The organism is Streptococcus oralis subsp. dentisani, from assembly GCF_007475365.1.
GTDB classification, from domain to species: Bacteria; Bacillota; Bacilli; order Lactobacillales; family Streptococcaceae; genus Streptococcus; species Streptococcus mitis_AX.
Genome location: NZ_CP034442.1, coordinates 73,527 through 99,909, shown reverse-complemented (window position 1 = coordinate 99,909; position 26,383 = coordinate 73,527). Strand labels below are relative to the sequence as shown.

Sequence of the window (26,383 nt, the reverse complement as noted above, 5' to 3'; positions counted from 1 at the left end):
CTCCACTCCTTTCTTTTTTAATAATATTCTCTCGGAATGCGATCACTGAGGAGACAAACCACCTCATAGTTAATGGTTCCACGGTAGGTTGCTACCTGACTAGCTGTGATTTCCTGGTCACCGTTTGAGCCAATTAAAGTTACTTTTGTTCCTAGAGGGTAAACCTTAGGCAACCGAATAGTGATTTGATCCATTGAAACCCGACCGACGGTTGGGCACGCTTGTCCATCTACCAAGACGGAGAAATTCTGCATGTCTCGTGTCCAACCATCCGCATAACCGATTGGCACCGTCGCAATGACTTGCTCACTATCCGCCTGATAGGTTGCCCCATAGCCCATGCAAGATCCAGCGGGAACTGTCTTGACATGGACCAGGGCAGACACCAACCTCAAGGCTGGTGTCAAATCATAGGGCAAGTCCAAGACATCTCCGCTAGGATTCAGCCCATACATAGCATCTCCCATACGGACTGCATTGAAAATAGTCTCTGCATGCCAAAGGGTCGTTGCCGAATTGCTGGCATGTACTAGCTCTGGCACTTCCTTCATGCTTGACAGAATGGTTTTAAATCGTTCCAACTGGACATTAAAATAGGCATCTGATTCTTCATCTGCAGTAGCAAAGTGGGTAAAAATCCCTTCAACACGAGCACCGTATTGTTGGAGCAAGTCTTGAGCCAGATCAGCTTCACTGGTCTCTCTAAAACCAATCCGTCCCATTCCTGAATCAATCTTGAGGTGAACAGTTAAGCCTGCTAGGTCTGCCTCCCTAGATAAGAGTGTTTGAATCCACTCCAATCCTGCCACTGTCAAGGTGATATCATATTCTTTAGCTAGGGAAACAGCTTCTAGTTCAGAAACTCCTAAGATGAGGATTTTCTTGTTTATACCTGCTTGACGCAACTCAATAGCTTCATCGATATTGGAAACGCAAAAGCCGTCAACATCATCTTGAATCGCCTTGGCAACAGCTACCGCCCCATGTCCATAGGCATTGGCCTTGACCACTGCCCACTTGATCGTTCCTTCAGGGATATGAGCCCCCATTTGCTGAATATTTTGTCGAATGGCTCCCAGATGAATCAGAGCCTTGGTTGGTCTATGTGGACTAGCTTTCATGATTTTCCTCCAAAATGACACTGGCTGTCACAAACTGGTCTGTATGACTGATCGACAGCCAAATCTTTCCTGAAAATGGTGACTGACTAAAATAGGGAGCCCCTCGTTCATTGTTCAAAACTTCCAAATCCTGAAAGGTCAGTTTGCCAATCCCAGTTCCCAGAGCCTTGGAAAAGGCCTCCTTAGCTGACCAGCGACCTGCCAAATATTCGATTTGTCTGCGCCCTTTGAGACTGGTAAAGCGCTCCATTTCCTTAGTGGTTAGCACCCGCTTAGCAAATCCTGTGTGCCGTGTAACTGCGCCTTCTATCGAAGCCAATTCTTCGATGTCAATTCCATATCCAACTATCATTCTCATCAAAAGGAGTTGAGATTCCCCCAACTCCATCCTTTTCACTTATTTTGTTAAGGTAGTATAAATTTCTTCTACCAAGGCTACTGTATTTTCCCAACCTAGACAAGGGTCAGTAATAGAGCAACCAAAGACCTCTGGTTGGTTTTGGCGACCATCTGCTAGGTATGATTCGATCATAAAGCCTCGAACCGTCTTTTTAATCTTTTCATTCCAGTCACGATTCAGCAAGGCTTGACGAACAATGCGAATTTGTTCCATATACTGCTTACCTGAATTGTCATGATTGGTATCGATGATGATAAAAGGATTTTCAAGCCCCATGTTCTCATAACGATCGATGGCATTTAAGAGGGTTTCATAGTAGAAATTGGGCTCATTTTTACCATATTCGTTCATGGCGCCACGAAGGATAACGTGGGCCAAGGGATTTCCTGAAGTTTCCACTTCTTGACCATGGTAAAGGAAGGTTTGCTTGTTTTGAGCTGCATAGATAGCATTAAACATAACTCCAAGGTTCCCAGATGTCGGATTTTTCATCCCAACTGGAGCATCAATCCCAGAGGCTACAAAGCGGTGTTCCTGGTCTTCTACTGAACGAGCTCCTACAGCGTGGTAGCTGACTAGATCATCGACCAAAACGAGATTTGACGGATAGAGCATCTCATCAGCCGTCGTCAAGCCCGTTTCGGTAATCACACGGTAGTGGAGCTGACGAACAGCCTGCAAACCATTGATGAGACTAGGCGCTTCGCTGGTATTTGGTTGATGAATCATGCCTTTATAGCCATCTCCATTGGTACGAGGTTTAGCCGTATAGACACGCATCACGATAAAGATTTTATCCGCAACTTTTTTCTGCAAGTCTGCTAAGCGACGAGCATATTCAAGCACTGCTTCTTCATCGTCCGAAGAGCAAGGTCCCATCACCAAAAGGATTCGGTCATCCTCACCCGAGATGATGGCTGCCAACTCTCGATCTCGCGCTTCCTTATAACGCAAGGCTTCAGCTGACAACTGGGTCGCAGCCTTGATTGCTTCAATATCTATTTCTTGACCTTTTTCGATAAATGCCATCTTATTCTCCTAGCGTTTGGTAGATTTCGCGAACAAGTGCTTCCGTATTGTCCCATCCTAGACACGGGTCCGTGATAGACTTGCCAAAAACTTCAGGTTCATTTTGACGTCCATCTTCCAGATAGGACTCAATCATAAAACCACGAACATATTTTTTGATTTTCTCATTCCAGTCACGGTTGATCAAGGTCTGGCGTACGATACGGATTTGATCCATGTACTGCTTGCCTGAATTGTCATGATTGGTATCGATGATGATAAAAGGATTTTCCAAGCCCATCTTTTCATACTGGGCAATGGTATCCATCAAATTGTCATAGTAGTAGTTAGGAATATTTTTCCCGTATTCATTCAAGGCACCGCGAAGAATGGCGTGGGACAAAGGATTCCCAGTTGTTTCCACCTCTTTACCGAGGAAGAGGAAACTCTGTTTATTTTGCGCTGCATAAATCCCGTTAAACATAACATTGAGATTTCCAGATGTTGGATTTTTAAATCCTGTTGAAAAATCTGCTCCACTCGCTACAAAACGGTGTTGCTGGTCCTCAACTGAACGAGCCCCAACTGCCATATAAGAAATCAAATCATCCACCAGCGGAAGATTTTCAGGATAAAGCATCTCATCCGCTGTTGTCATACCCGTCTCGATAATCACACGGTAGTGTAGCTGACGAACAGCCTTGATCCCATTGATCAAGCTAGGAGCTTCTGTCGCATTCGGTTGATGAATCAAGCCCTTATAGCCATCTCCATTGGTACGAGGTTTAGCCGTATAGACCCGCATGACCATAAAAATACGGTCTTTGACTTCTTCTTGTAAGTTAGACAAGCGCTTGGCATACTCGAGGACTGCCTCTTCATTATCAGATGAACATGGTCCAATGACCAAGAGAATACGCTGGTCTTCCCCACGGATGATGGCTTCCAATTCCTGATCACGTCGGTTTTTTCTCGCAAGAGCCGCTCCTTCTAATTTAGACAAGGCGCGAACTTCTTCAATGTTAATTTTAGGACTTTTAGCTGTAAATACCATGATTCATCTCCTTATAAAGCAAACGGACACCAAGTAAAAATGTATTTTCACCAGGTATCCGCCTGTATCTTATCTCATATTATTGTCTCTTACCATGACAGTTCTTGAATTTCTTACCTGATCCACATGGACATTGGTCGTTTCGTCCGATTTGGCTCAAGTCCACATCTTTTGGAAGCTGAGTCTGCTGCGCTGCGATATTACGAGTCGCAGTTGTACTGATATTGTGTTCAGTTTGAGGACGTTCCTGTTCGTGGATTTGTGCTTTCATCATCAAACGAGTCACATCGAACTCAATCGATCCGATCATGTCGTTAAACATGCGGAAACCTTCTGCTTGATATTCTACAACAGGGTTGTTTTGGGCATATCCACGAAGACCAACAGCATTTCGCAACTGATCAAGAGCATCAATATGGTCTGTCCACTTGTTGTCTACAACACGTAAAATCAAGACTTTTTGGAATTCTTTCACTGCATCTTCATCACGAAGTTTAGCAACTTGGCTATCATAAACCTTCAATGCACGTTGATACAGCTCATCTTTGATGGCTTGATCTGACAGACCTGCAAGATCTGAGCGGCTGATTGAATCTTCTGGAAGTAGGTTGTACTTAGCAAAGTTCAAGATTGCTTCCAATTTTTCATCTTCTTTTGAACGAGCATGTGCATCTACGATTCGTCCAATGGTACGGCGGATCATAGCATGAATCTCAGGTGCCAAGTCACGGTCGGCAGTAATGACATCATAACGTTGTGCATAGATAATCTCACGTTGTTCACGCATAACGTCGTCGTATTGAAGAACCTGTTTACGTGTATCGTAGTTATTCCCCTCAACACGTTTTTGAGCCGCTTCCACTTGACGCGTTAACATACGGGATTCAATGGCTTCATCAGACATGTTGAGTCGTTCAAAAATACCTTTCAAACGCTCTGAACCGAAACGTTTCATCAAATCATCTTCAAGAGACAAGTAGAATTGCGACTCACCTGGATCTCCTTGACGTCCTGAACGTCCACGAAGCTGATTATCGATCCGGCGGCTCTCATGACGTTCTGTACCAATGACGCAAAGTCCACCCAATTCACGAACCCCTTCACCAAGCTTAATGTCGGTACCACGACCGGCCATATTGGTTGCGATGGTAATCGCACCACGCTGACCAGCATTCATGATGATTTGAGCTTCTCTGTAGTGGTTTTTCGCATTCAAGACTTCGTGAGGAACACCTGCTTCGACCAATTTCTTAGAAAGGAAATCACTCGTTTCAACGGCAACAGTACCTACCAAGACTGGCTGACCCTTTTGATAACGTGCCTTCACATCTTCAACCACGGCCTTGAATTTTGCATCAAGGCTAGCATAGAGAAGGTCTGAGTGGTCGATACGTTGAATTGGACGGTTGGTTGGGATTGGGATAACACGAATGTTGTAAATTTCGCGGAATTCTTCTTCTTCTGTTTTACCAGTACCTGTCATACCTGCCAATTTCTTATACATACGGAAGAGGTTTTGGTAGGTGATAGAAGCTGAAGTCTTAGTTTCGTCTTGGATTGGCACACCTTCCTTGGCTTCAATCGCCTGGTGCAAGCCATCAGAGTAACGGCGACCTTCCATGGTACGACCTGTAAATTGATCGACGATCAGGATTTCTTGCTCTTCACTAACCACATAGTCAATATCAAGAATCATGATATAGTTGGCACGGAGGGCATTGTCGATAAAGTGAGTAAGAGCCACATTTTCAATATCGTAGAGATTTTCCAGTTTGAAGTAGCTTTCAGCCTTATCAATCCCTGAATCAGACAAACCAATAGTCTTAGACTGAATGTCGATGATATAGTCATCTTTGTCCAAAGATTTGACAAAGTGATCCGCCATATGATACAGCTGACTAGTTTCCACAGCATTGGCTCCTGAAACGATCAAAGGAGTACGAGCTTCATCAATCAAGATCGAGTCAACCTCATCGACCAAAGCATAGTTGAGCGGACGCTGTACCATGTTTTCTGCCCGAACAACCATGTTGTCACGAAGGTAGTCGAAACCAATCTCTGAGTTGGTTGAGTAGGTGATATCGCAAAGATAGGCTTCTTTCTTCTCCATTGGTGACTTAGCAGCCAAATTAATCCCTACTGACAAACCAAGCCATGAGTACAATTCACCCATCTCAGTCGCATCACGTTCCGTTAGATACTCGTTGACTGTTACTACGTGAACCCCTTCACCTGCAAGGGCATTGAGGTATACAGGCATCGTCGCTGTCAAGGTTTTCCCTTCACCTGTACGCATTTCTGGCACATCTCCATGGTGGAGGACAATCCCACCCATGACCTGAACTTTATATGGGAAAAGTCCAAGAACACGCTTGGCAGCTTCACGTACTACCGCAAAAGCCTCATAGAGCAATGAATCCAGCGATTCACCCTTATTGTAACGTTCCTTAAATTCATCTGTTTTTGCTTTTAGCTGGTCATCCGTCAAGGCTACCATCTGATCTTCATATTTGAGAACCTTGTCTGCCATCTTTTCCAGACGACGAAGTTCTCCTTTATCATTTTCGATAATCGTTTTTAAAATATTAGCCATTATTTTCCTTACTTTAGATTCTGAATATTTTAGAATGTTCTTTTAATTCTAGCACATTTACTCTTAATTTTCAAGAAAGAATCCGCGTTTCAACAGGGAAAAGAGGCTGACTTCTAGGTCAGCCTCTTAGCTTTTTATGGACTACATTTCACACAAAAATTTAATTGCCAAGCAGAGCTGGCAAAATTCCAAAAATCAGGAAAAGATTGATCCAGAAGGCCATGCAAAATAGCACTCCAAAGAGGAAGAGACTCATCTTTTTAGTCAGTGCTGAGAAAAAGATTGCCAATACACCAAAGACGACAAAGAGTTTTTTCATGATGAAGAAATAAACCGAAACTCCTCCTATTTGCAAATCCCATGGAAGACAAAAGCTCAGCAGCCATAACAAGCAAATCGTAAGAATGTAGGTTTTGTAGTATTGATGAATGAACTGCTTTATTTTGAACATCGGAACCTCCTCTAAACTTTAGCTATTGATGGATGTCCTCGTTTTGTTCTCTTGTTTCAGCTTGAACATTCTCTTTAAACAAGCATATATTTTCCAGTCATTCACAAGAGACAAAAAAACTAAAAGGAACCATATCCCCCAAATTGTTAAATCAGCAGGATTTTTCAAGACAAAATTGAAAATCAAAAATGAAAAAACTGTAAAAGCGATACTGAACAAAGCCCACAGAGGGAGGTAAATCCAGTAAAAGTAATAAAAGATTGCGAAATATTTCCTATTTTTGTCTGCCTTCTCAATCCAATGGAAAAAATAAAAGTAAGGTGACAAAACCAATAGCTGCAGAAGTCTTTCCAGCATAGCTTCTCCAAGATTTCTTTTTATTTTATTATACCAAAAAAACCTAGAAAAGACTTTCCAGGCTTGAGTTTGAAATCACTAGTCATGCTAGAGAAATCCCTCTATTCATAGGCTGATTCACTTTATTGACTTGATGAAGATGTTCCAAAATCGACCTTAGGAACTGTCTTGGCTTCTTCTGTTTCTTTAAAGGTTTCAGCTTCTTTAAAGTTCATCATATTCGCAAAAAGCACGGTTGGAAAACTTCTCAACTTTTGATTGTACTCGGCTGCGACTTTATTATAATCCTTGCGTGCTACAAAGATACGATTTTCACTTCCTGAAAGTTCCACCATTAGTTGCTCAACATTTTGATTGCTCTTGAGTTCTGGATAATTCTCCGTCAAGGAAATCAAGCGGGAAAGAGCAGAGCTCAATTCTCCCTGAGCCTTTTGGTTTTCTTCCGAAGTTACTGAGCTACTACCGATTTTAGCTCTAGCATCAGCAATCTTGGTAAAGACTTCGGTTTCATGATTCATTTGTCCTTTAACAGACTCCACCAAGTTACCAATCAAGTCCGAACGACGTTGGAGGGCTGTCGATACATCGGCCTGAGCCTGCTCCACCTTAGTCTGTTCACCAACCAGACCATTATAGGTCGTCACTGCGGAACAACTTCCCAGAACTAGTAGTCCAAAGAAGATCGCCACTATTGAGAGAATTACTTTATTTTGTTTCATATTAAAACCTTAACACTTTCTTTTATCAACTTTTCTGAGAAAATACTCAGATTTTAAATCAATTTCCCAAATTTTGTTTTTATTTTTAATTAAGGAGTGAACTGTTGCAAAGGGAGTCACCTTACTGTATGGAAAAATCAGTTTGTATTCTATAAACAATCACTCACCAGTCATCAGACGAACCGCCACCATCGAAGCCACCGCCGTCCCAGCCACCAGATGAGTCGGAGCCTGAGTCAGACCAAGAGGAACCTGAGTCTGATGAGTCACCGCCCCACCAGCCACCGCTAGAATCATCGCGACGAGAACCACCACGACCTCCAGATATAAATACGATAATCATCACGATGAAGTAAATGAGAACTCCAAATCCGAGGACTCCGTCATCGAAGCTACTTTTTCGATTCCGTCTCGAAGAACTCCTCTCATCAGCATACTTTTCAATTTCTCTTAAGCGACTAGGATTAGTAGCATAGTCGTAACTACTTTTAGAACTTGAAGAAGTCGTACTCGAGCCACTATAGAATATGTAGTTGAGATTATTTACTATTGAGAGAACTCCATTATTATAGTCTCCCTTTTGAAAATAAGGGCGTGCTGTTGTCAAGAACCTGTGAGTCTGATAGTCTGTGATCTTACTGGCCACATTATTACTGGTTTCAATCCGTGATTTTCTATCTTGGACTGCTACGACGACCAAGGCACCATGGTTATCTCCCGAGTAGCCAATCTTCCAAGCTCTAGCTGTTTCATTGGCGACTGTTTCGATTGTTTCTCCATCTAGGCTTTTCACAACGTAAACGCCTATTTGGAATTTTTCTGTTTTTTGACTATTTACCTTGTTCAAGCCTCGAATCAGTCTGATTGCCTCCTCGGTTAGATAATGATCCGGGTCATAAATCCCATACTCAGGTTTTTCAAGTGCTGTGAATGCTGACAAGAAGAGAAAGACCATCAACAATCCAAGCAAGCGAACCAACAAACTATTTTTAAATAATCTGATTCTTTTCATAATAACCTCCCTGATAAAGGAAAATTGATTTAAGGAATTATAGCATTTTGATTTTTACAAAGAAAGTGCATTTTCATTACAAATAGATTACAAAAGCTAGGAAAATGATTGAATTTTAATGACAGATTTCTCCTCCAATTTGATAGCTTCTTTTCTTCCCTTTTAGATAGAAAAAAGAAGACCTCACAGTCTTCTTTCAATTTATTTTTATAGGAAAACAAGCAAGGTTTACTTGCGTTTTCTTGCAATCAAGTGAATCGGTGTTCCCTCAAAGACAAAGGCCTTGCGGATTTGATTTTCCAAGAAACGCAGGTAAGAGAAGTGCATGAGTTCTTCTTCGTTGACAAAGATGACAAAGGTTGGTGGCTTGGTTGCCACTTGGGTTGCGTAGAAAATCTTGAGGCGTTTTCCTTTGTCTGTCGGTGTTGGATTGATAGCAATGGCATCCATGATGACATCGTTCAAGACAGCTGATGGGATACGGGTATTTTGACTTTCACTGATTTGCTTGATCATCTCAGGCAATTTATGGAGACGTTGCTTGGTAAGCGCGGATACAAAGACAATCGGTGCGTAAGGCAGGTATTGAAACTGCTCACGGATATCTTCTTCCCATTTTTTCATGGTGTGGTTGTCTTTCTCAAGAGTATCCCACTTGTTGACCACGATGATCATCCCTTTACCTGCTTCGTGGGCAAAACCTGCGATACGCTTGTCGTACTCACGAATACCTTCTTCGGCATTGAGGACCATCAAGACCACGTCAGAACGATCAATGGCACGCATAGCTCGCATGACAGAATATTTCTCCGTATTTTCATAGACTTTACCAGACTTACGCATACCAGCTGTATCAATCATGGTAAACTCTTGGCCATCCGCATCTGTAAAGTGGGTATCAATGGCATCACGCGTTGTTCCAGCTACTGGACTGGCAATCACGCGGTCTTCTCCCAAAATAGCGTTGATCAAGCTAGATTTTCCAACGTTAGGACGGCCAATCAAGCTAAATTTAATCACGTCTGGATTTTCTTCTTCGACTTCGTGTGGTAGATTTTCGACGATGGCGTCTAACACATCCCCTGTACCAATACCGTGGACAGACGAAATTGGCAGCGGTTCACCCAAGCCTAGCGCATAGAAATCAAAGATATCATTTCGCATCTCAGGGTTGTCAACCTTGTTAACGGCAAGGATAACAGGTTTATGGGTCTTATAAAGTTTACGAGCTACGTACTCATCTGCATCCGTAATTCCTTCTTTCCCAGACACCACAAAGACGATGACATCGGCTTCTTCCATAGCAATTTCTGCCTGGTGCTTGATTTGCTCCATGAAGGGAGCATCGACGTCGTCAATCCCTCCAGTATCAATCATACTAAAGGAACGATTGAGCCACTCACCCGTTGCATAGATACGGTCACGTGTCACACCCTCGACATCTTCTACGATTGAGATCCGCTCACCAGCGATCCGATTAAATAGGGTTGATTTCCCAACATTGGGACGTCCCACAATGGCAATAGTTGGTAAGGCCATGTTTTCTCACTTTCTACAATAACTTTTTCTGTTCTAGATTCTTCCGAGTTGAACGAGGTTCGGCTTGACCGAACTGCTCTGCCAAACGCTGACTCCAAGAGGTTGTCGCACGCGCACCAGCATAGTCTGCCTGAACTTTGTCATAGTCCAAAATCGCTTCAACTGGCTGTTCTTGGTATTCTTCTTCAAAAACTACTTGGTTCAAAGGCAGTCTTGGTTTGACATCATGTTGTTGGTTTGGCACGCCAAGGGCAATCCCAAAAACTGGGTAGGTATAGTCAGGCAGGTTAAAAAGCTCTGCCACTTCTTCCGACTTGTAACGGACCAAACCGATAATCACACCACCATATCCCAGACTCTCAGCCGCAAGCAGGGTATTTTGACCAGCAAGAGCCGCATCTACCGAGGTGATGAGGAGACCTTCTACCCCTTGAGGTTGGAAAGTATCTGTATGAAGGCTTGCTCCCTTTTCAGCTCGATTCAAGTCACCAACAAAGAGCAAAAAGGCTGCTGACTGACGAATGGCTTCCTGCGGAACCAATTCATAAAGAGCATCTTTCTTCTCCTGACTGCGTACAAGAATCACAGAGTAGGATTGGAAATTTTTCCAAGATGACGCCATTTGTCCAGCAGTTAAAATCTCGTCCAAGTCTGCTTGAGGAATTTCTTGCTCCTTAAAGCGACGAACTGAAGTATGAGCTTTCATCAGTTTAATGGTTTCTGTCATCGGCGATTTTCTCCTTCTAGTCTTGTTTCCTCTGCTAAATAACGGATTCGTTCCATGACCCGTCTAGCTTCCCAAGTCTCATCATTTCCATTCTTTCCTTTGGCAAAATGTTTTTCCAAATCTTGGAAACTAAAGTTGGAAGTAAAGAAGGTCGGCAAATCTTCCTGCATGCGGTACTGGAGAATAACTTGGAGAATCTCATCACGCACCCAAGGAGTCGACTGCTCCGCGCCAATATCATCCAAGACCAAGACTTCAGCTAACTTGATCTCATCTACCAAGGTCTTCACAGATCCTTCACCGATGGCATTTTTCACATCAATGACAAAACTTGGATAGTGGAGAATGGTTGTTGAAGCACCACGTTTTTCAGATAGGTCGTGAGCCAGGGCCGCCATCATGAAACTCTTACCGACACCAAAATCTCCGTAAAGATAGAGACCTTTTCGGATACTAGGGTAAAGGTCAACAAAGGCATAGAGTCTCTCAAAAATTGGCAAGCGTCCTAGATCATCCAGGTCAATCTGAGCCAATTTCGCTTTCTTGAGACTTGCTGGTAGATTGATCAACTTAAGGCGATTCTTGATTGCCGCCTCTTTTTCAGCCGCGATTAGTTCAGGTGTTTCTTCATAAGACACATCCGCATAACCGTGATTCATGACCAAGATAGGCTTGTAGCCACGCGCTATATAGTCCGCATCCCCACGAAGAAACTTGTCCCGTTCTGTAATATATTGGTTGAACTTGGAGATGCTACGATTTAACTCCTCTTGGTTGAGGGATTCTTTCTGGATAAAAGCCGCTACATCGGGGTCCTTCATGATCTGCTGGACCAAGTCCTGATACTGAAAACGACTTGTCTGACGTTTGATTACATCACCAACACTTTCCATCTAGTCTCCTCCTTCTTCTAATCGGGCTAACATTTCTTGTTTTTTGCGTTCTAGTTCCAGACGAGTTTCCTCACTGGTTTGATTTTTATATTCTGGATTGCTCCACTTGGGAACATTGGTCTTAGTCGAGCTAGTTTTCGATTTTTGGTCTTCCTGACCTTTTTGCTGACGCTCTCGAATCCGAAGCACAGCTTCTTCTGCTGTTCGAATCTTACGATAGGCATAGTCGTTGGCAACTTTCATAGCATATTTTTCATTGACATTGGCCGAATCAACCTTGTTAAAGGTTAAAAGTAAGACGATATTGATGACTTCGTCCAACAAGCCTAAAGATGCCATCTGGTGAAGGAGTTCTCTTTCACTTTGGGTGATGTTCCCCTTACGCGTTTGCTTGATTTCCGCTAAAAAGTGCAGGGGAGTTTTATTTTTGGCTTCCCTGATAATGGTCATTTCTTTGGGGCTAAAGTCAGAAGATACCTGCTTTTGTGCTATCTTTTCACGCATGCGTTTGACTGCAATAACCTGAGCTACCGCTGTCGCCTTGGCTAATTGATAGGTTTCAAACCAGGTCCATTTTTTTTCATCTGCGATGGCAAACAATTCCAAAACATCCGCCTGCGCGTCTTTAAAACGCAAGCCATCTCGAGCCATCAGACGCTGGAAATGTCCCAAGTCAAAATCATTTTTCATCTTGATTTTAGACTCGATTGGAGTCACTTCTTCAGTCAGGTTTGGAAAAACTTGGCTCAAGGAAACAGAAAGTGCTTCTCCCTCACTTGGAACCTGCTTCATAGTAGAAACAGCTGTATCACCAATCTTTTTCTCCAATAGTCTGCTATAGACAGAATGACTTAAAAAATCCTGAATAGGTAGGGGAGGATGTAGCTGCAATTCATAGACTTCCCCCTTCTGATAAAGAGTCAACAGATCCACAGCAGATAAGATTTTAAAAGACTGGAGGAGCGTATTCATCCCGAAATTCAAATGATTAAGAATGTTAGCAAAAAGGTGTTCCTTTTGCCCACCATCCCAAAAGGTAATGGCATATAGATAGAGGCTCAGTGCCTCCTGACCGATAATCGGGAGGTAGCACTGCACCAGAGAAGAGGTATCTTGCGACACCCGATTATTCTTTAGAAAAGAAAAACGGTCATTTGGCTTCATTTACTTTTCCTTTTTCTTTTTAGAGGACTGGGTAATCTGCTGGAGCAGACTCTCCAACTCACTCACATCCTTAAAGCTACGGTAAACACTAGCAAAACGAACATAGGTAATCTCATCCAGCTCTGCCAATTCTTCCATGACTAAGGCTCCAATGTATTCACTTTGAATCTCGTTCTCACTGCGACTACGGAGTTTTTGCTCGATACGATTGACCACCATGTTGATTTCATCACTCGAAACAGGGCGCTTCTGAGCTGAGCGGATAATCCCATTAAAGATTTTATCTCTTGAAAACTGTTCTCGTGTACCGTCTTTTTTGACGACAACCAGCGTTCGTTCTTCAACTCGTTCATAGGTTGTAAAACGATGCTGACACTCGTCGCACTCACGTCTTCGACGGATGGTATTTCCTTCTTCGGCTTGACGGCTATCAACAACACTAGACTTGGTAGCCCCACATTTTGGACAACGCATGCTTCTCCTCCTTGTCGTTTTCTTTTCATTATACCATTTTTTGAGCAATTCCCAAAACAATTCTTATTTTTACTTGACAAGTTTTTTGTTTTATTGTATTATTTAATTAGAACAATAAAGAAAAAGAAAGGAGACTATGATGTCCTGGTCATTTGATAATACAAAACCCATTTATTTGCAGATTATGGAAAAAATCAAATTACAGATTGTTTCCCATGAACTGGAACCCAACCAACAGCTCCCAACCGTAAGGGAACTAGCGAGCGAGGCTGGGGTCAATCCCAATACAATTCAGCGCGCCTTGTCTGATCTTGAGCGCGAGGGCTTCGTTTATAGCAAGCGGACTACTGGTCGTTTTGTCACTGAGGACTTAGATCTCATCGTTCAGTCCCGCAAACAGCTTTCTGAGGAGCAACTGAAAAACTTTGTAACGGGCATGCTTCAATTCGGGTATCAAAAAGAAGAACTGCCAAGTGTGCTTAGCGAATACATCAAAGGAGTGTAAAATTATGACATTACTAGCATTTGAAAATGTATCCAAATCCTATGGGGCTACAGCAGCCCTTAACAATGTTTCCCTTGAGATTTCCGCTGGAAAAATCGTCGGGCTTCTCGGTCCAAACGGATCTGGAAAAACAACCTTGATCAAGCTGATCAACGGACTTCTCCAACCAGACCAAGGTCGTGTCCTCATTAACAACATGGATCCGAGTCCTGCTACCAAGGCCATTGTCTCTTATCTACCAGACACGACTTATCTGAATGAACAGATGAAAATCAAAGAAGCACTGACCTACTTTAAAACTTTCTACCAAGATTTCAATCTTGAGCGGGCTCAGCACCTTTTAGCAGATCTTGGCATTGATGAAAACAGTCGCCTCAAGAAATTGTCAAAAGGGAACAAAGAAAAGGTTCAGCTCATCCTCGTTATGAGCCGTGAAGCTCGTCTCTATGTGCTCGACGAACCGATTGGTGGTGTGGATCCAGCTGCCCGTGACTATATCTTGAACACCATCATCAACAACTACTCACCAACTTCAACTGTTTTGATTTCTACCCACTTGATTTCAGATATTGAGCCGATCTTGGACGAAATCATCTTCCTAAATAACGGAAAAGTCGTCCGTCAAGGAAATGTTGATGATATTCGTTATGAGTCAGGTGAGTCGATTGACCAGCTCTTCCGCCAGGAGTTCAAAGCTTAGTTAAAGGAGATTATTATGTTTTGGAATTTAGTTCGTTATGAATTTAAAAATGTTAACAAATGGTATCTAGCTCTCTACGGTGCTGTGCTTGCAATTTCGGTTTTGATTGGTGCATCCATTTCTGGCATTAGTCAGACCTACACTAGCTATGGTAATGATCCCTACTATCTGTTAGGCTTTCTGATCTTAGTTTTTGGTGGGCTCAGCGTTACTCTCTGGATCGCGACTATCTTTCTAATCGTTCGACGCTTCAAGGGAAGTGTCTACGATCGTCAGGGCTATCTTACATTGACTCTGCCCGTCTCTGAACACCAGATCATCACCGCCAAATTACTGGGTGCTCTCATTTGGTCAATCATAAGCTATATTGTATTTATCTTGAGTATCATTATTATCTTCTCACTCACCCCTGTAGTGAAAGATTTGCCGCTCCTCTATCGATTTATCTCTCCTTATCTCGGTTACGGTTGGCTCTATGCCCTCTCTCTTCTGGTGGGTTCAATTACTTGGATTTTATCTATTTACCTTTGCATCTCAATTGGTCAACTATTTAACGAGTATCGTACCGCTATGGGAATTTTAGCCTATATCGTGCTTAACATCGTGATTGGCTATATTTCTATCTTCTTCCGAATGGATTATGATTTTAACCTCCTAATTAGCGTTGATATCCTCAAAGATTTCATTCTAGCAATTATCTACTACCTCGGAACCTACTATATCTTGAAAAATAAGGTTAACTTGCAATAAAAAATGCCCAGCTAGAAAGCTGGGTTTTTCTTTAACTCAATATCAAACTGGCTACAATGGGGCTGACAAAAACATAGAGAATACCAGTGACACCGATAGCCAAGCCACCCATGGCGCCTGCTACAGAGCCATATCGAAAGGCGGTTCCCGTTCCGACTGCGTGGCCTGTTCCTCCAAGGGAAAGCCCGACTGCTACCGGATCATCAATTTTCAACCACTTCAAAAGGGTTGGTCCAATCACACTGGTCAAAATCCCAGTGGCCACTACGACGACCAAGGTCACAGTCGTCAAACCTTGCAATTTTTCTGTGATTCCCACTGCCATGGCGGTTGTCACTGACTTGGGAAAGAGAGAAATGGCTAGGAAAAAGTCCATGCCAAAGATTTTGGCCACTATGGCAGTGAAGCTAGTATTGACAACTACTGCTAGCAGACTACCAAAGAGAATACTCCGAGCATGGTGCTTCATCAGGTGAAAACTTTTATAAAGCGGAATCCCTAGAGCCACTGTCGATGGGACTATCAAGTTATTCAGATAAACCCCACCTTGGTAGTAATCTTGGTAAGAAATACCCGTCGCCTTAAGAAGGATGATAATAAAAATTGCTGACAAAAGCAAAGGTGTTGTCAAAGGATGGGGAAAACGTCTGTAAATCAGCATTCCCACTAGATAAGCTAGGATAGATAATGCAATCCCAAACAGAGGATTGGATACAAATTCACTCATTTGGCATCTCCTTTCTCATAATCTCCCTCAAACCGTCTCTTGATGAACTGAACCACTAGGGCGATGAGGATAATGTTGATGACAGCCGCAAAAAAGACAATCAAGACAATGGGCAAGAGATAGGGGGCAATCACATCAAACTTTTCCATGATTCCCACTGCTGGTGGCAAAAAGAGAATGGTCATATTAGCCAGCAGAAAATTCCCCACCATATTGACATGCCTGGTCCTCAGCCACTTGAACTGCAGGGCCAGAAAGAGAATGATTAAGCCAATAATACTGCCTGGTATGGGCAGATGAAAGAAACTGGAGATTCCCTCACCGATTAGAGAAATCACAAAGAGAATCATTAATTGAACATATAACTTCATCTCAAACTCCTTGAAATAGAATTCTTGCATACCAGTTTACTCTTTTTTCAGAAAATTTCAAGGAAATATCGAAATTTTTCTTTCTTGCAAGGATTAGCTAAAAGTAGTATAATCATTGCATGCGCAATCATCTTATGTTACAAAGACAGTCAGCAATGATTTTGTGATTTTTACTTTGAAAAGAAAGGAGAAAGCAATGACCTACTTAGAAAAATGGTTTGACTACAACCGCCGTCAAAAGGAAATGGAAACTATGTTGGAAGAAACCATCGCCCAGCAGAGTGAACAAAGGCTGACCTTAAAAGAGTTTTACCTGCTCTACTATCTGAATCTAGCTAATGAAAAGTCCTTACGGCAGATTGACCTGCCAGATAAACTCCATCTCAGTCCGAGCGCTGTTTCTCGAATGGTGGCCCGACTAGAAGAGAAAAACTGCGGTTTGCTTAGTCGCCGATGTTGCGATCAGGATAGACGGGCTAGTTTTATCTGCCTGACTGACGAGGGACAGACAACTCTGGCTTATCTACAAAAGGTCATCGAAGAAAGACTGGAAATGAATCTTGACTTCATTTCTTAATCAGATTTTTTTAAAAAAGTTGCGTGCGCAATCATTTTTCTTGACATTCCTCTGTTCAAGGAGTACAATAAAGTCAAGATCGAATAAAGGAGTTTTATATGATCGAAATTACCTACCTAGACGCCAGCAAACAAGAGAGAACCATGACTTTCGAGTCTTACCAAGACTTTGAACGTTCTCAACAAGCCTGCCTTATCGGCGTCGCGGATTACTACACTGTCCAAAAATTAACTTACAATGGTCATGACTTGGACTACCATGGGACTTATGGAGATGTCTTCTTCTATCTCATGAAACAAGATTTAAGCCAATATAACTAAAAAAGGAGAAATACTATGGCAAAAGCAATTACAGATGCAACATTTGAACAAGAGACAAAAGACGGTTTGGTCTTGGTAGACTTCTGGGCAACTTGGTGTGGTCCATGTCGCATGCAAGGTCCAATCTTGGATAAATTGTCTGAAGAACTTTCAGAAGATATCTTGAAAATCGTTAAAATGGACGTTGATGAAAATCCAAACACAGCTCGTGCTTTTGGAATCATGTCTATCCCAACCCTTCTCTTCAAGAAAGACGGCCAAGTGGTGAAACAAGTTGCTGGAGTACATACTGCAGAACAAATCAAGGCCATCGTTGCTGAATTGAGCTAATCACGAAACACTCCCACTCAAAATGGGAGTGCTTTTTTTGTTTGCATAGAAAAAGTCCTGTTCCTCAAACTGAGGACAGGACTCCTTTTTCGTTTCTTAGTCTTCTGTTCCAAGGCAGTTTTTCGCAACAAGAGCTGCAAGTACACCACCAACGATTGGAGCAAGGATGAAAATCCAAACTTGTTGAAGAGCTGCGCCACCAACCAATACAGCAGGAGCCAAGCTACGAGCTGGGTTTACTGAAAGTCCAGTGATGTTCAATCCCACAAGAATCATTGCCATCAAAGACAAACCGATTACCAAACCAGCAATCGCGCCATTTCCTTTGCTTGCTGATGTTACAGTCATGATAACCAAGACAAATAAGAAAGTTGCAATAACTTCAAACAAGAAACCACCAAAGACAGTGACACCGTTTGCCAAGGCATTTTCACCAAGACTAGCAGTTGACATTCCTGAGTTAGCCAAGAGGAAGAAGACCGCACCTGACGCAAGGAAAGCTCCAACTACTTGTCCAAGGATGTAGTTTACAAGCTCAGAAGATGACAAACGCTTATTAATAAACATAGCGATTGAAACAGCTGGGTTCAAGTGCGCACCTGAAACAGTTCCGATTGAGAAAGCTGCGACTACGATTGCCAAACCAAAGGCAAAAGCAATTCCAAGGTGTCCAAGACCCTCTGTACCATTTCCAAAAACAACGGCTCCTGTTCCGATGAACACAAGCATAAACGTACCGATTAATTCAGCAACAAATTTTTTCATGATAAGTCTCCTTTTTTTAAACTATGTATTAGTCTATCAAAAGAAGGAAAGGGTTTCAAGAAAATTGACTGGAAAGTTATTTGAAAATCATGAAATGACCGGCTAATTCCTAGTATTGAAAAGATTGAATAGCTTCTTTCAACTCATCTTGTAAAAAGTTTTTCTGATCAAGTTTGATATAGACTTCCAACAGACAGGATCTGAAATTGGAAAATTTCTGGAAATCATTTGCTTCTTTCAGGGGAAATTCGACTGTTTGCAGCCAAGCAGTGAGTAGAGACGTTTCGATTTTCCCTCGTAAGATTGGTTCATAAAACGCTCTGGCTAACCGCCAATCTTCATCATTTGTAAAACGAATATCAACTCCTTTAAAGATTTTCCCAATGATTTCAAATGCTTCGGCTATATCTGACTTTGGAAAGCTAGGATGGCATATAACTTCCGTCAAAAGATCAGCCCCATGCGCAAAAGCGTGAACCCAACCATACTGATGAGAGTAGCCCGTCGTCTCTTTTTCCTTTGTAAGATAGTACAATCCTTGATTTAGCATGGTAGCCCTGATAGGAGAAGACAACTGCTGGTAATAAAGTGATTCCTTAGTACCATCGCAGGACAGTAGATTGGCATAAATAAGCGCCCTAAAAGAACGTTTAAGAGCCGAAACTCCTCTACTATCAATCTCCTTGTATAGTCCTTCATCAGAGGAGACCTCTTCTGAGATAAACTGAAACTGCTCAAGGGAAAACAACTCTTCTTGAATCCCTCTAGCCAAACTCGTAAAAACAAGTTCGTCTCGAATTTTTGGAGAGGCATCTCCCAAGTGCTCAAGCAACCACTGAATTTCTTCTCGGCTATAGCTTGGTTTTTCTTCTGTCACTTTTCTTTGTAATACTTGATACATCCCTAGTACCTCTGGATTTCTATTAGCTTATCAAAAAGTCATCCGAAGATGACTTTCTTTCTTATTCTGTTTTCGATGGACGTTTTCCTGCTGCAATTGCATCTGCTTCTGTCATCTCAACAACGTTAGCTTTATTAGTTTTTGAAGGCATTCTATCCTTACTATACCAATAAACTTTTGATTTTCCATTGTTTGCAACATAGACAATTCTATCTTGCTGTTGAGCTTTGGTTTCAGCTTCCTGTGCAATTCTTTTTTCTTCCTCTTTTTGAGAAATTGATGATTCAACCGCACCTATCCTATCAAGCAACTCTGTCTTTTTGTCGTTATTTTCAATCTGATTAACTGTTTCTTTAGCAGACTTCACTTGACTCGCATCTTGACTTTCTTCCAATTGTTTGACTAAGGTTTCACCTTTTTCTTGCAACTCCTTTGCAGCTTTTTCTTTGGCAATTCTCTCTTCTTCCGCTTTTTCTTTAGCTTTTTTCTCTTCTTCGATTCGTTTTGCTTCCTCTATACTAGATGAAGTATCCGTGGTTGAAGCTGCCGAAGTAGTAGATGTCGTAGTCTGCTTAGTTTCTGATTGAGAAGATGAAATTTTCTTTGTGACTGTTGGGGTTTGAAGAGCAACCGCAACAAAACTGACAATGAAAAGCCCTATCATTAGATTTCTTTTTCGAATATCTGGCGATTTCTTTACAAAATACCAAATACCAACTCCGCTCAAAACAAGATAGAGAGTAGGCAAAGCAATCAATAAAATGATGCCTAACAAGACTAGGCCTATTTTGATAAAGAGCATTCTTTGGGGATTTTGTTCCAGCCATTTTTTGATTCTATTCATATCGTTCTCCTAGGAGTCTGTCTAAGCCCTACTCCCCCAACTCAGCACTGTAGGCGATAATCTGGTCAACTGTGTCTGACAAGAACTGGATGGTATCACGGAGTGGTTTGTCTGTTGAGATGTCCGCTCCGATAATCATGGCTGACTCAAGTGGTGTTTTGCTGCCACCTGATTTGAGGAGATTGAGCCAGTCTCTAGCTCCAGTCTCAGAGTTTTTCAGATGGAGGTAACCCGCAGTCGAGATGACTAGTCCGGCTGAGTAAGTGTAGCTATACAAGCCCATGTAGTAGTGAGCTTGGCGCATCCAAGTGAGTGCCGCATCGTCGTCAATTTCAATGGCATCTCCCCAGAAATCCGTCAAGACTTCCTTCATAATGCTGTTAAGCTTGCTTGCTCCAAAGGTTTCTCCCTCTTCAATCAATGTATAAACCTTACGCTGAAAGGCTGCTTCCAAGAGGTGGGTGATGAAATTATGGAAGTAGGTATCTGTCAAGCGGTGAGCAAGGGCAAAACGTTTTTGACGCGGGTCATCAGATTGGTGCTCCAAATAATCACTGAGAAGCAATTCATTGAAGGTTGATGGCGCTTCAACATAGTAGGTCGACATATGGGCATTGAAGTAGCTTTGGTGATTATCTGAAAAGATAAATTGACCAGAATGCCCAATTTCATGAATCAAGGTATAGACATCACTCAAACGACCTGTCCAGCTCATGAGGACATAAGGGTGCACACGATATGGATCCGCCGCATAACCACCAGAATCCTTGCCACTATTGGCAGCGAAGTCCACCCAGCGTTCTTCTTGATAGCGCGCAACTTCCTGACAATATTCTTGTCCCAAAGGTTCTACTGACTTCATGACCAAATCATAGGCATCATCAATAGTCACTTCTGGATTCAGGGCGCTGTCCAAGTCCAATTTCCAGTCTGCAAAAGTCATCTTTTCAAGACCATTGACCTTGGCAACATGCTTGAGGTATCTCTGAGCAACTGGCGCAAAGTCCTTCATGATGAGGTCAATCTGGCGGTCAAACATGGCACGGTCCACTTCTTGCTCAGCTAGAAGATAATCAAAGACCGAATCATAGCCCTTCATATCTGCCAACAATTTCTCAGACTTGACCTGAGCTAGATAGGCTGCTGCAGCTGTATTTTGGTGCTTACGAAGGCCTTCTGAGAAAGAACGGAAAGATTTCTCACGAACCTCAGCGTCCTCGTGGTTTTGGTAGAAGTTTTCGTAGGTCACAAAGCTGTTTTTGTAGATTTTTCCATGGGCTTCAAAGTCAGCCATTTCAAAGTCCCCAGCTCGCATCTTAGTGTAAATATCCTGTGGGCTGTAGAAAACTTCACCGAGATTGGTCAAGGCCTTCTCCACATCAGCCCCTAGGTAGTGGGCTTTTTTGATTTTGGCCTGACGAATGGCTGCTGTCAAATGTGGCAAGTCACCCAAACGATTCAAAACTTCTTCATCTGCCGCCACCAAAGCGTCGTCAAAGAAGGTCAAGGCTACACTAGCATCTGTCTCAAATTCCATACCAGCTTGTGCAATATTGGCAAATTCTTCATTGCTATAGTCTGTAGTCTGCGGCATAAAGGCATAATTGCCAATATGGTTCATCTGAATGTAGATTTGCTCCAATTCCGCAAAGGCCTTCTCAAAATCTTCAAAAGTGTGAAGATTGCCCTTGTAGTCACGGCTAAATTGATTGATGTCTTCGCGCGTTTTCTCAATTGCACGCAAGAAATCCTCACGGTCTTGGTATAGGGCTGTTAAGTCCCAAAGTTCCTTCTCTGGAAATTCTGAACGATGTTTTTGTTCCATTTTCTTCCTCTTATTTCTCTAATTCTACTAAAACACTAAGGGCTGATAAAGCATAAAGCGGTGCTGTTTCTGCTCGTAAGATACGAGGGCCAAGTCCTGCCAAGACAGCTCCTTTAGCTTCAAAACTCTCGATTTCTGCAGGTGATAGGCCACCCTCTGGTCCAAAGATAAAGAGCAATTTGGCTCCTTTTTCAAGACCAGTGACTGCTTGCAGAAGCGCAGCGGTTTCTCCCTCTTTAGCCGACTCTTCATAGGCTACGATGATAGAGTCAAACTGGTCCAGCTTAGCTAGAAAATCTGCTTTTTTCTCGAAAAGCTGGATACTTGGGACCAGATTACGCTTGCTTTGTTCTGCCGCTCCAAGGGCGATTTTTTCTAGTTTTTCAACCTTTTTGCCCAATTTCTTGCCATCCCACTTAGCAACTGACCAATCTGCAGGAAAGGCCCAGATTTGACTGGCTCCTAGTTCCGTCACTTTTTGAGTGATAAACTCGAGCTTGTCTCCCTTAGGAAAACCAGATGCGATGGTCACTTGGATTGGCAGTTCCACATTGTCAGCTAACTCTTCCACTAGTTCAAACTGACGAGCTTCCACATCCAGCACGCGCGCCAAGCGCTTGACCCCGTCATCAAAGACTAAAGTCACCTCATCATCTTCTTTCAGGCGCATGACCTGAAACATGTGCTTGCTGGTTTCCTTGTCCTCGATGGTCACAGGTGAGATAGCACTTCCTTTGACAAAATACTGCTGCATGCTAGCCTCCAATCACACCTGAAATATCCTTGGTTTTCTTAAAGACACAGGCATTCCATTCCCCTTGAATCATGTGAGTTTCAAGGAAAAATCCAGCTGACTCAGCCGACTCGCGCACCATGTCCCACTTGTCCTTGATAATGCCACTCATGATCAGGTAGCCTTCGTCCTTGACCAAACGATAAGCATCCTCTGTCAGATGAATGAGAATATCCGCCAAGATATTAGCCACGATGACATCTGCCTCAATCTCCACACCCTTAAGCAAATCTCCTGCCGCTACATGGATATTTTCCATACCAGGGTTGAGCTCAATATTTTCCTGAGCAACACGAACCGCCACATCATCCAGGTCATAGGCGAAAATTTCCTTGGCACCAAGTAGCGAGCTAGCAATAGAAAGAACACCTGATCCAGTTCCTACATCAAGCACCGTTTCACCACCACGAAGAACTTGCTCCAAAGCAAAAAGGCTCATCTTGGTCGTTGGATGCGTTCCAGTCCCAAAGGCCATACCAGGATCCAGCTTGATAATCTTTTCTCCCGCAGTCGCCTTATAGTCTGTCCATGACGGCACAATGGTCAAGTCATGGGTGATACGAGCTGGTTCATAATATTTCTTCCAGTTGTCTGCCCAGTCTTCCTCAGCCAAGGCAGTCGTTCCCATCTTGACCTCTCCTAAATCCATAAAATCTTTTAATTCTAGGAGACGAGCCTGCAAATCTGCCTCAACTACTGCCACATCAACCGTTTCAGGGTAGTAGGCTGTCACTACGATTTCTTCTTGTTGCTCAACCTCTGGGAAAATCTCGCCGAAGCGATCCACATTCCCCACATAGTCCATACTATCTTCGATCGCAACACCTTGCGCTCCCAGCTCAATCAAGAGATTGGAGACCAGCTCCTCTCCCTCACGCTTCACCGTTACTTTTAACTCTTGCCATGTTTCCATCATTAAGATACCAAGCCCGTAAAACACAAGGCCAAAATAGGAAACTCTCTGAAGACGCTTGTGTCTAAGAGAAGTTTATCTTTTTGGCACAGTGTTTAGGGCGGGTTCAGTTTAGAAATGTAACCGAACCATCCTTTCTATTTGTCAATCAATTTTTTCATGTAAACCATATCCATACCTTCTTTTTCAGGCTCGATATGGGTTTGACGGTAGCCATTTTTCTCATAAAAGGCGACCATGCCCGCATCCTGTAATACCGTACACAAATCCCACTGTTTAATCGTTGGAAATTCCTTTTCCAGTAATCTCAATCCCTCAGAACCATAACCTTTTCCTTGATACTGGGGCAAAATCGCTGCCGTTCCCAACCAAGCCTCCGTCAATTCCTCATTGGTCTGAACTCGTAAAAATCCGATATTTTCGTCCTTTTCTTTCAAAAAGTAGTAATAACTATTGGGACGCTCAACCAATTTCCACTTGATTCGTTCACGATCCTCTAGGTAGGGATCATACTCATCTTGGTATTTTTCATAGACAGCCTTAAAGCTAGCCCTTTGAATTGCAATTACGGTTTCTAAATCCTCTGCTCCTGCTCGGACAATCTGAATCATACTACTACCCCCAAATACACACTCTCTCAACTAGTACTTCTATGCTCTTCCACACGCTGTTTTACTGACCCTTAAATTCTTCAATCACATCTGTGTAGTGCTCTTTCATTGCACTATGAATCTGCTGTTTAAAAATACCAAACATAAGATAATAAACAAATAGAACAATTCCTGCTAACAGTATCAAAAGTAAAAAATATACTGAAAGAGGCAGTACGAGACCTCCATCACTCAGTAAGGGTATAACAAGCATTAATACCCAAATAACAGCCGTAGAAATCCCAGCTACTTTCATACCACTTTCTCTCTGCTTCTTTAACTTTAAATATTCCATATAGATGAATGTAGCTTCTTCTCTAGAATATTGTCCAGTTTTTAGTTTGCGTTTAACTTCCTTATTTAACGTCGTTGTTGCAATTGCAAAAATCATTTTACTTCCTCCATATAATCCCTCACTCTATCCTGCAACTGGGGCACGACCTTATCTGAGCCAAGAAATTCGTCAATGCTCATCAGTCTATAGCCCTGTCCTTCATCGCCAAAGACGATACTATCAAACTGTTCCTGCGTTAACTTGCCAACTAGAAAGACGGATTCCTTCCCCTCAAAAAGCATGCTGGGATAAACCTTACTCCAAAGCAGGCAATCTTTAGTCAGACGAATTCCCAGTTCCTCAAAAACTTCACGCGCTGCGCACTCGAAAGGACTTTCATCACCTTCGCGCCCACCACCTGGCAGTTCCCACATATTGGGCCATGGAATATTTCCCTTGTCATCACGCAAAATGGTCAAAATTCTATCATCACAAAAGAGGGCAATTTTACAACCTGTAAAATCAGAAATTTCTATTTCCATATCAGACTCCTTCAGCTAATGCCTTTTCCAGCTCTGCTAACCAGTTTTCATAATAGCGTTTCTCGTCCCGTAGCATTCGGCTGCTATTCATTTTCTGTCTAGCAATCTTCATAGCCTTGCGAGTTTGAGCTATATTTTTCTTTACCTTAAATTGATACCAGGCTTGAATCATCTGCACATCTGCCATTTTTAGAGATAAGAAGGACTTAACACTTCGAATACTTGCATATTCCTCCGCCTTCTCATTATCACCTTCTAGCAAGGCGATTTGAAGAAGGTACAGCTGGCAAAAAGTTTCAGACAGCGAGTGTTCTGTTCTCTCTAGTAAAGATTGAAATAGCTTTTTAGCTGTCTCTAAATGACCATCCAATATGAAAACCACTCCCTCAAGAGTTTGAATACTTTCTGCAAAGCTCCCACTTGCATCCTCAGAAACAGGCATGATAAAGTCTTTCAAATCATACTCTTGAGGAGCAAGCAAAGTTTGGGCAGAATGCCTCAACACCAAGTAAGCGTATTTGGTATTTTCAGGATGTTGTAGCAATTCCCAGATTTTCGCTCCATCGGTAATGCCGACTGGCAAGGCGTTGTTTAGGAAGAAAGACAAATTAAGAAAAATCCAAGTACTAGCAAAATACCAGCTTTTTGTCAAAAATCCAAACAATATCGCCAATAATATCAAGCTGAGATGAATCATCAAACCTCCTGAAAGCATCAGAATGATTCTTTGATCGCTTTCGTCCTCCTTTAAACCAATATACTGAGCACCAACATTTTTCATAACGGCTGTTCGACTAAGATGAAACCTGCCAGACTTTTTGGTCAAAAGAAAATGTCCTAATCCAAAAGCTACCAGTCGATAGCCTGTCAAGTAACCACAAAAAGCATGACCCAGCTCATGAAGAATAAAGATTAAATATATGCTTAGAAGAGCGAAGGTATAACCAAAAGTAAAGACTAAAACTGCGGAAGACCCCAACTCTGCAAATGCGATAGTGCCACAAGCAAAAGCTAGCATAATAAAGGCAAAAGCTAGCACATAAACCAAATACGTCCCAAATTTTTTCATACTACCTTCTCCAAA

32 protein-coding genes are annotated in these 26,383 nt (G+C 42.5%); 6 read left to right on the top strand and 26 right to left on the bottom strand.

The annotated features are described in order from the left end of the window. Positions 1 to 17: 17 nt before the first annotated feature. The 14 genes from alr to nrdR all read right to left on the bottom strand — a co-directional run bounded on the left by alr (position 18) and on the right by nrdR (position 13,512). Positions 18 to 1,121 carry an alanine racemase gene (gene alr / locus EJF26_RS00565; protein WP_000648060.1) on the bottom strand — a complete coding sequence of 368 codons (1,104 nt, stop codon included), beginning with the start codon at positions 1,119 to 1,121 and terminating at the stop codon, positions 18 to 20. Further along, entirely contained in the window at positions 1,111 to 1,473 is a 363-nt protein-coding gene (gene acpS, locus EJF26_RS00560; protein ID WP_025168942.1) for a holo-ACP synthase, read from the bottom strand. Before acpS ends, alr begins: the two co-directional genes overlap by 11 nt. Before the next feature lie 45 nt (positions 1,474 to 1,518). Further along, positions 1,519 to 2,550 (bottom strand): 3-deoxy-7-phosphoheptulonate synthase, encoded by a 1,032-nt coding sequence (locus tag EJF26_RS00555; protein WP_000864025.1) that lies wholly within the window; start codon positions 2,548 to 2,550, stop codon positions 1,519 to 1,521. A 1-nt stretch (position 2,551) separates the two neighbouring features. After that, a complete protein-coding gene (locus tag EJF26_RS00550; RefSeq protein WP_000232184.1) occupies positions 2,552 to 3,583 on the bottom strand; it encodes a 3-deoxy-7-phosphoheptulonate synthase in 1,032 nt (343 codons plus the stop codon). Positions 3,584 to 3,662: 79 nt separating this feature from the next. Beyond that, entirely contained in the window at positions 3,663 to 6,176 is a 2,514-nt protein-coding gene (gene secA, locus EJF26_RS00545; RefSeq protein ID WP_001274104.1) for a preprotein translocase subunit SecA, read from the bottom strand. A 160-nt stretch (positions 6,177 to 6,336) separates the two neighbouring features. Then, positions 6,337 to 6,627: a hypothetical protein gene (locus tag EJF26_RS00540; RefSeq protein WP_000472761.1), complete on the bottom strand. Its 291-nt coding sequence runs from the start codon at positions 6,625 to 6,627 to the stop codon at positions 6,337 to 6,339. Between the two features lie 18 nt (positions 6,628 to 6,645). After that, positions 6,646 to 6,984, bottom strand: coding sequence for a hypothetical protein (locus EJF26_RS09980; RefSeq protein WP_000893553.1), 339 nt, complete (start codon positions 6,982 to 6,984; stop codon positions 6,646 to 6,648). Positions 6,985 to 7,106: 122 nt separating this feature from the next. Beyond that, complete coding sequence (locus EJF26_RS00530) at positions 7,107 to 7,703, bottom strand: LemA family protein (RefSeq protein WP_000812473.1); 597 nt, start codon at positions 7,701 to 7,703, stop codon at positions 7,107 to 7,109. A 163-nt stretch (positions 7,704 to 7,866) separates the two neighbouring features. Then, entirely contained in the window at positions 7,867 to 8,715 is an 849-nt protein-coding gene (locus EJF26_RS00525) for a TPM domain-containing protein (protein WP_000822461.1), read from the bottom strand. 228 nt (positions 8,716 to 8,943) lie between these two features. Continuing rightward, complete coding sequence (gene der, locus EJF26_RS00520) at positions 8,944 to 10,254, bottom strand: ribosome biogenesis GTPase Der (RefSeq protein ID WP_001207684.1); 1,311 nt, start codon at positions 10,252 to 10,254, stop codon at positions 8,944 to 8,946. Between the two features lie 13 nt (positions 10,255 to 10,267). After that, positions 10,268 to 10,981, bottom strand: coding sequence for an NADPH-dependent oxidoreductase (locus tag EJF26_RS00515; protein ID WP_000140829.1), 714 nt, complete (start codon positions 10,979 to 10,981; stop codon positions 10,268 to 10,270). Beyond that, positions 10,978 to 11,874, bottom strand: a complete 897-nt coding sequence (dnaI, locus tag EJF26_RS00510) for a primosomal protein DnaI (protein WP_000446479.1) — start codon at positions 11,872 to 11,874, stop codon at positions 10,978 to 10,980. Before dnaI ends, EJF26_RS00515 begins: the two co-directional genes overlap by 4 nt. After that, the gene (locus EJF26_RS00505) at positions 11,875 to 13,038 is read right to left on the bottom strand and encodes a DnaD domain protein (RefSeq protein ID WP_000803916.1); all 1,164 of its coding nucleotides are present in this window, start codon (positions 13,036 to 13,038) and stop codon (positions 11,875 to 11,877) included. Then, entirely contained in the window at positions 13,039 to 13,512 is a 474-nt protein-coding gene (gene nrdR / locus EJF26_RS00500; RefSeq protein WP_001203677.1) for a transcriptional regulator NrdR, read from the bottom strand. A gap of 139 nt (positions 13,513 to 13,651) precedes the next feature. Here nrdR and EJF26_RS00495 point away from each other — a divergent pair, with 139 nt between their 5' ends. From EJF26_RS00495 to EJF26_RS00485, 3 genes are read left to right on the top strand one after another with little or no spacing between them, the layout of a single operon-like run. Beyond that, a complete protein-coding gene (locus EJF26_RS00495) occupies positions 13,652 to 14,017 on the top strand; it encodes a GntR family transcriptional regulator (RefSeq protein ID WP_000119121.1) in 366 nt (121 codons plus the stop codon). Positions 14,018 to 14,021: 4 nt separating this feature from the next. Next, complete coding sequence (locus EJF26_RS00490) at positions 14,022 to 14,717, top strand: ABC transporter ATP-binding protein (RefSeq protein ID WP_000173165.1); 696 nt, start codon at positions 14,022 to 14,024, stop codon at positions 14,715 to 14,717. A gap of 15 nt (positions 14,718 to 14,732) precedes the next feature. Next, positions 14,733 to 15,467, top strand: a complete 735-nt coding sequence (locus EJF26_RS00485; protein WP_000498778.1) for a hypothetical protein — start codon at positions 14,733 to 14,735, stop codon at positions 15,465 to 15,467. Positions 15,468 to 15,498: 31 nt separating this feature from the next. Here EJF26_RS00485 and EJF26_RS00480 read toward each other — a convergent pair whose 3' ends face one another. Continuing rightward, positions 15,499 to 16,194: an LrgB family protein gene (locus EJF26_RS00480; protein WP_001288938.1), complete on the bottom strand. Its 696-nt coding sequence runs from the start codon at positions 16,192 to 16,194 to the stop codon at positions 15,499 to 15,501. Then, complete coding sequence (locus EJF26_RS00475) at positions 16,191 to 16,565, bottom strand: CidA/LrgA family protein (RefSeq protein ID WP_000781325.1); 375 nt, start codon at positions 16,563 to 16,565, stop codon at positions 16,191 to 16,193. Before EJF26_RS00475 ends, EJF26_RS00480 begins: the two co-directional genes overlap by 4 nt. Before the next feature lie 196 nt (positions 16,566 to 16,761). On the opposite strand from EJF26_RS00475, the gene EJF26_RS00470 reads away from it, so the two are divergent. The 3 genes from EJF26_RS00470 to trxA all read left to right on the top strand — a co-directional run bounded on the left by EJF26_RS00470 (position 16,762) and on the right by trxA (position 17,792). Further along, the gene (locus tag EJF26_RS00470; RefSeq protein ID WP_000221653.1) at positions 16,762 to 17,142 is read left to right on the top strand and encodes a MarR family winged helix-turn-helix transcriptional regulator; all 381 of its coding nucleotides are present in this window, start codon (positions 16,762 to 16,764) and stop codon (positions 17,140 to 17,142) included. 98 nt (positions 17,143 to 17,240) lie between these two features. Beyond that, complete coding sequence (locus EJF26_RS00465) at positions 17,241 to 17,462, top strand: DUF4649 family protein (RefSeq protein ID WP_000570264.1); 222 nt, start codon at positions 17,241 to 17,243, stop codon at positions 17,460 to 17,462. Between the two features lie 15 nt (positions 17,463 to 17,477). Beyond that, positions 17,478 to 17,792, top strand: coding sequence for a thioredoxin (gene trxA / locus EJF26_RS00460; protein ID WP_001029577.1), 315 nt, complete (start codon positions 17,478 to 17,480; stop codon positions 17,790 to 17,792). Positions 17,793 to 17,888: 96 nt separating this feature from the next. On the opposite strand, the gene EJF26_RS00455 is transcribed toward trxA, so the two are convergent. The 10 genes from EJF26_RS00455 to EJF26_RS00410 form a co-directional block, all read right to left on the bottom strand. Further along, positions 17,889 to 18,557 carry an MIP/aquaporin family protein gene (locus EJF26_RS00455; RefSeq protein ID WP_000714828.1) on the bottom strand — a complete coding sequence of 223 codons (669 nt, stop codon included), beginning with the start codon at positions 18,555 to 18,557 and terminating at the stop codon, positions 17,889 to 17,891. A gap of 109 nt (positions 18,558 to 18,666) precedes the next feature. Beyond that, the gene (locus tag EJF26_RS00450) at positions 18,667 to 19,458 is read right to left on the bottom strand and encodes a DUF2785 domain-containing protein (RefSeq protein WP_000285315.1); all 792 of its coding nucleotides are present in this window, start codon (positions 19,456 to 19,458) and stop codon (positions 18,667 to 18,669) included. A 61-nt stretch (positions 19,459 to 19,519) separates the two neighbouring features. Next, entirely contained in the window at positions 19,520 to 20,302 is a 783-nt protein-coding gene (locus EJF26_RS00445) for a hypothetical protein (protein ID WP_001079823.1), read from the bottom strand. Positions 20,303 to 20,330: 28 nt separating this feature from the next. Beyond that, the gene (gene pepF / locus EJF26_RS00440) at positions 20,331 to 22,127 is read right to left on the bottom strand and encodes an oligoendopeptidase F (protein ID WP_000435593.1); all 1,797 of its coding nucleotides are present in this window, start codon (positions 22,125 to 22,127) and stop codon (positions 20,331 to 20,333) included. A 10-nt stretch (positions 22,128 to 22,137) separates the two neighbouring features. Further along, positions 22,138 to 22,881 (bottom strand): 16S rRNA (uracil(1498)-N(3))-methyltransferase, encoded by a 744-nt coding sequence (locus EJF26_RS00435; RefSeq protein ID WP_001188192.1) that lies wholly within the window; start codon positions 22,879 to 22,881, stop codon positions 22,138 to 22,140. A 1-nt stretch (position 22,882) separates the two neighbouring features. After that, positions 22,883 to 23,833 carry a 50S ribosomal protein L11 methyltransferase gene (prmA, locus tag EJF26_RS00430; RefSeq protein WP_025168944.1) on the bottom strand — a complete coding sequence of 317 codons (951 nt, stop codon included), beginning with the start codon at positions 23,831 to 23,833 and terminating at the stop codon, positions 22,883 to 22,885. A 137-nt stretch (positions 23,834 to 23,970) separates the two neighbouring features. Continuing rightward, a complete protein-coding gene (locus tag EJF26_RS00425; RefSeq protein WP_000614822.1) occupies positions 23,971 to 24,444 on the bottom strand; it encodes a GNAT family N-acetyltransferase in 474 nt (157 codons plus the stop codon). A 61-nt stretch (positions 24,445 to 24,505) separates the two neighbouring features. Next, positions 24,506 to 24,874 (bottom strand): hypothetical protein, encoded by a 369-nt coding sequence (locus EJF26_RS00420; protein WP_000575304.1) that lies wholly within the window; start codon positions 24,872 to 24,874, stop codon positions 24,506 to 24,508. After that, on the bottom strand, positions 24,871 to 25,299 hold the full coding sequence (locus tag EJF26_RS00415) for an NUDIX hydrolase (RefSeq protein ID WP_000401980.1): 429 nt from the start codon (positions 25,297 to 25,299) through the stop codon (positions 24,871 to 24,873). Before EJF26_RS00415 ends, EJF26_RS00420 begins: the two co-directional genes overlap by 4 nt. 1 nt (position 25,300) lies before the next feature. Further along, positions 25,301 to 26,368 carry a M50 family metallopeptidase gene (locus EJF26_RS00410; RefSeq protein WP_000713401.1) on the bottom strand — a complete coding sequence of 356 codons (1,068 nt, stop codon included), beginning with the start codon at positions 26,366 to 26,368 and terminating at the stop codon, positions 25,301 to 25,303. Between the last annotated feature and the right edge of the window lie 15 nt (positions 26,369 to 26,383).

Excerpts from the sequence above, each read along its gene's own strand:
- alr (WP_000648060.1), bottom strand. The coding sequence starts at position 1,121 with ATGAAAGCTAGTCCACATAGACCAACCAAGGCTCTGATTCATCTGGGA.
- acpS (WP_025168942.1), bottom strand. The coding sequence starts at position 1,473 with ATGATAGTTGGATATGGAATTGACATCGAAGAATTGGCTTCGATAGAA.
- EJF26_RS00555 (WP_000864025.1), bottom strand. The coding sequence starts at position 2,550 with ATGGCATTTATCGAAAAAGGTCAAGAAATAGATATTGAAGCAATCAAG.
- EJF26_RS00550 (WP_000232184.1), bottom strand. The coding sequence starts at position 3,583 with ATGGTATTTACAGCTAAAAGTCCTAAAATTAACATTGAAGAAGTTCGC.
- secA (WP_001274104.1), bottom strand. The coding sequence starts at position 6,176 with ATGGCTAATATTTTAAAAACGATTATCGAAAATGATAAAGGAGAACTT.
- EJF26_RS00540 (WP_000472761.1), bottom strand. The coding sequence starts at position 6,627 with ATGTTCAAAATAAAGCAGTTCATTCATCAATACTACAAAACCTACATT.
- EJF26_RS09980 (WP_000893553.1), bottom strand. The coding sequence starts at position 6,984 with ATGCTGGAAAGACTTCTGCAGCTATTGGTTTTGTCACCTTACTTTTAT.
- EJF26_RS00530 (WP_000812473.1), bottom strand. The coding sequence starts at position 7,703 with ATGAAACAAAATAAAGTAATTCTCTCAATAGTGGCGATCTTCTTTGGA.
- EJF26_RS00525 (WP_000822461.1), bottom strand. The coding sequence starts at position 8,715 with ATGAAAAGAATCAGATTATTTAAAAATAGTTTGTTGGTTCGCTTGCTT.
- der (WP_001207684.1), bottom strand. The coding sequence starts at position 10,254 with ATGGCCTTACCAACTATTGCCATTGTGGGACGTCCCAATGTTGGGAAA.
- EJF26_RS00515 (WP_000140829.1), bottom strand. The coding sequence starts at position 10,981 with ATGACAGAAACCATTAAACTGATGAAAGCTCATACTTCAGTTCGTCGC.
- dnaI (WP_000446479.1), bottom strand. The coding sequence starts at position 11,874 with ATGGAAAGTGTTGGTGATGTAATCAAACGTCAGACAAGTCGTTTTCAG.
- EJF26_RS00505 (WP_000803916.1), bottom strand. The coding sequence starts at position 13,038 with ATGAAGCCAAATGACCGTTTTTCTTTTCTAAAGAATAATCGGGTGTCG.
- nrdR (WP_001203677.1), bottom strand. The coding sequence starts at position 13,512 with ATGCGTTGTCCAAAATGTGGGGCTACCAAGTCTAGTGTTGTTGATAGC.
- EJF26_RS00495 (WP_000119121.1), top strand. The coding sequence starts at position 13,652 with ATGTCCTGGTCATTTGATAATACAAAACCCATTTATTTGCAGATTATG.
- EJF26_RS00490 (WP_000173165.1), top strand. The coding sequence starts at position 14,022 with ATGACATTACTAGCATTTGAAAATGTATCCAAATCCTATGGGGCTACA.
- EJF26_RS00485 (WP_000498778.1), top strand. The coding sequence starts at position 14,733 with ATGTTTTGGAATTTAGTTCGTTATGAATTTAAAAATGTTAACAAATGG.
- EJF26_RS00480 (WP_001288938.1), bottom strand. The coding sequence starts at position 16,194 with ATGAGTGAATTTGTATCCAATCCTCTGTTTGGGATTGCATTATCTATC.
- EJF26_RS00475 (WP_000781325.1), bottom strand. The coding sequence starts at position 16,565 with ATGAAGTTATATGTTCAATTAATGATTCTCTTTGTGATTTCTCTAATC.
- EJF26_RS00470 (WP_000221653.1), top strand. The coding sequence starts at position 16,762 with ATGACCTACTTAGAAAAATGGTTTGACTACAACCGCCGTCAAAAGGAA.
- EJF26_RS00465 (WP_000570264.1), top strand. The coding sequence starts at position 17,241 with ATGATCGAAATTACCTACCTAGACGCCAGCAAACAAGAGAGAACCATG.
- trxA (WP_001029577.1), top strand. The coding sequence starts at position 17,478 with ATGGCAAAAGCAATTACAGATGCAACATTTGAACAAGAGACAAAAGAC.
- EJF26_RS00455 (WP_000714828.1), bottom strand. The coding sequence starts at position 18,557 with ATGAAAAAATTTGTTGCTGAATTAATCGGTACGTTTATGCTTGTGTTC.
- EJF26_RS00450 (WP_000285315.1), bottom strand. The coding sequence starts at position 19,458 with ATGTATCAAGTATTACAAAGAAAAGTGACAGAAGAAAAACCAAGCTAT.
- EJF26_RS00445 (WP_001079823.1), bottom strand. The coding sequence starts at position 20,302 with ATGAATAGAATCAAAAAATGGCTGGAACAAAATCCCCAAAGAATGCTC.
- pepF (WP_000435593.1), bottom strand. The coding sequence starts at position 22,127 with ATGGAACAAAAACATCGTTCAGAATTTCCAGAGAAGGAACTTTGGGAC.
- EJF26_RS00435 (WP_001188192.1), bottom strand. The coding sequence starts at position 22,881 with ATGCAGCAGTATTTTGTCAAAGGAAGTGCTATCTCACCTGTGACCATC.
- prmA (WP_025168944.1), bottom strand. The coding sequence starts at position 23,833 with ATGGAAACATGGCAAGAGTTAAAAGTAACGGTGAAGCGTGAGGGAGAG.
- EJF26_RS00425 (WP_000614822.1), bottom strand. The coding sequence starts at position 24,444 with ATGATTCAGATTGTCCGAGCAGGAGCAGAGGATTTAGAAACCGTAATT.
- EJF26_RS00420 (WP_000575304.1), bottom strand. The coding sequence starts at position 24,874 with ATGATTTTTGCAATTGCAACAACGACGTTAAATAAGGAAGTTAAACGC.
- EJF26_RS00415 (WP_000401980.1), bottom strand. The coding sequence starts at position 25,299 with ATGGAAATAGAAATTTCTGATTTTACAGGTTGTAAAATTGCCCTCTTT.
- EJF26_RS00410 (WP_000713401.1), bottom strand. The coding sequence starts at position 26,368 with ATGAAAAAATTTGGGACGTATTTGGTTTATGTGCTAGCTTTTGCCTTT.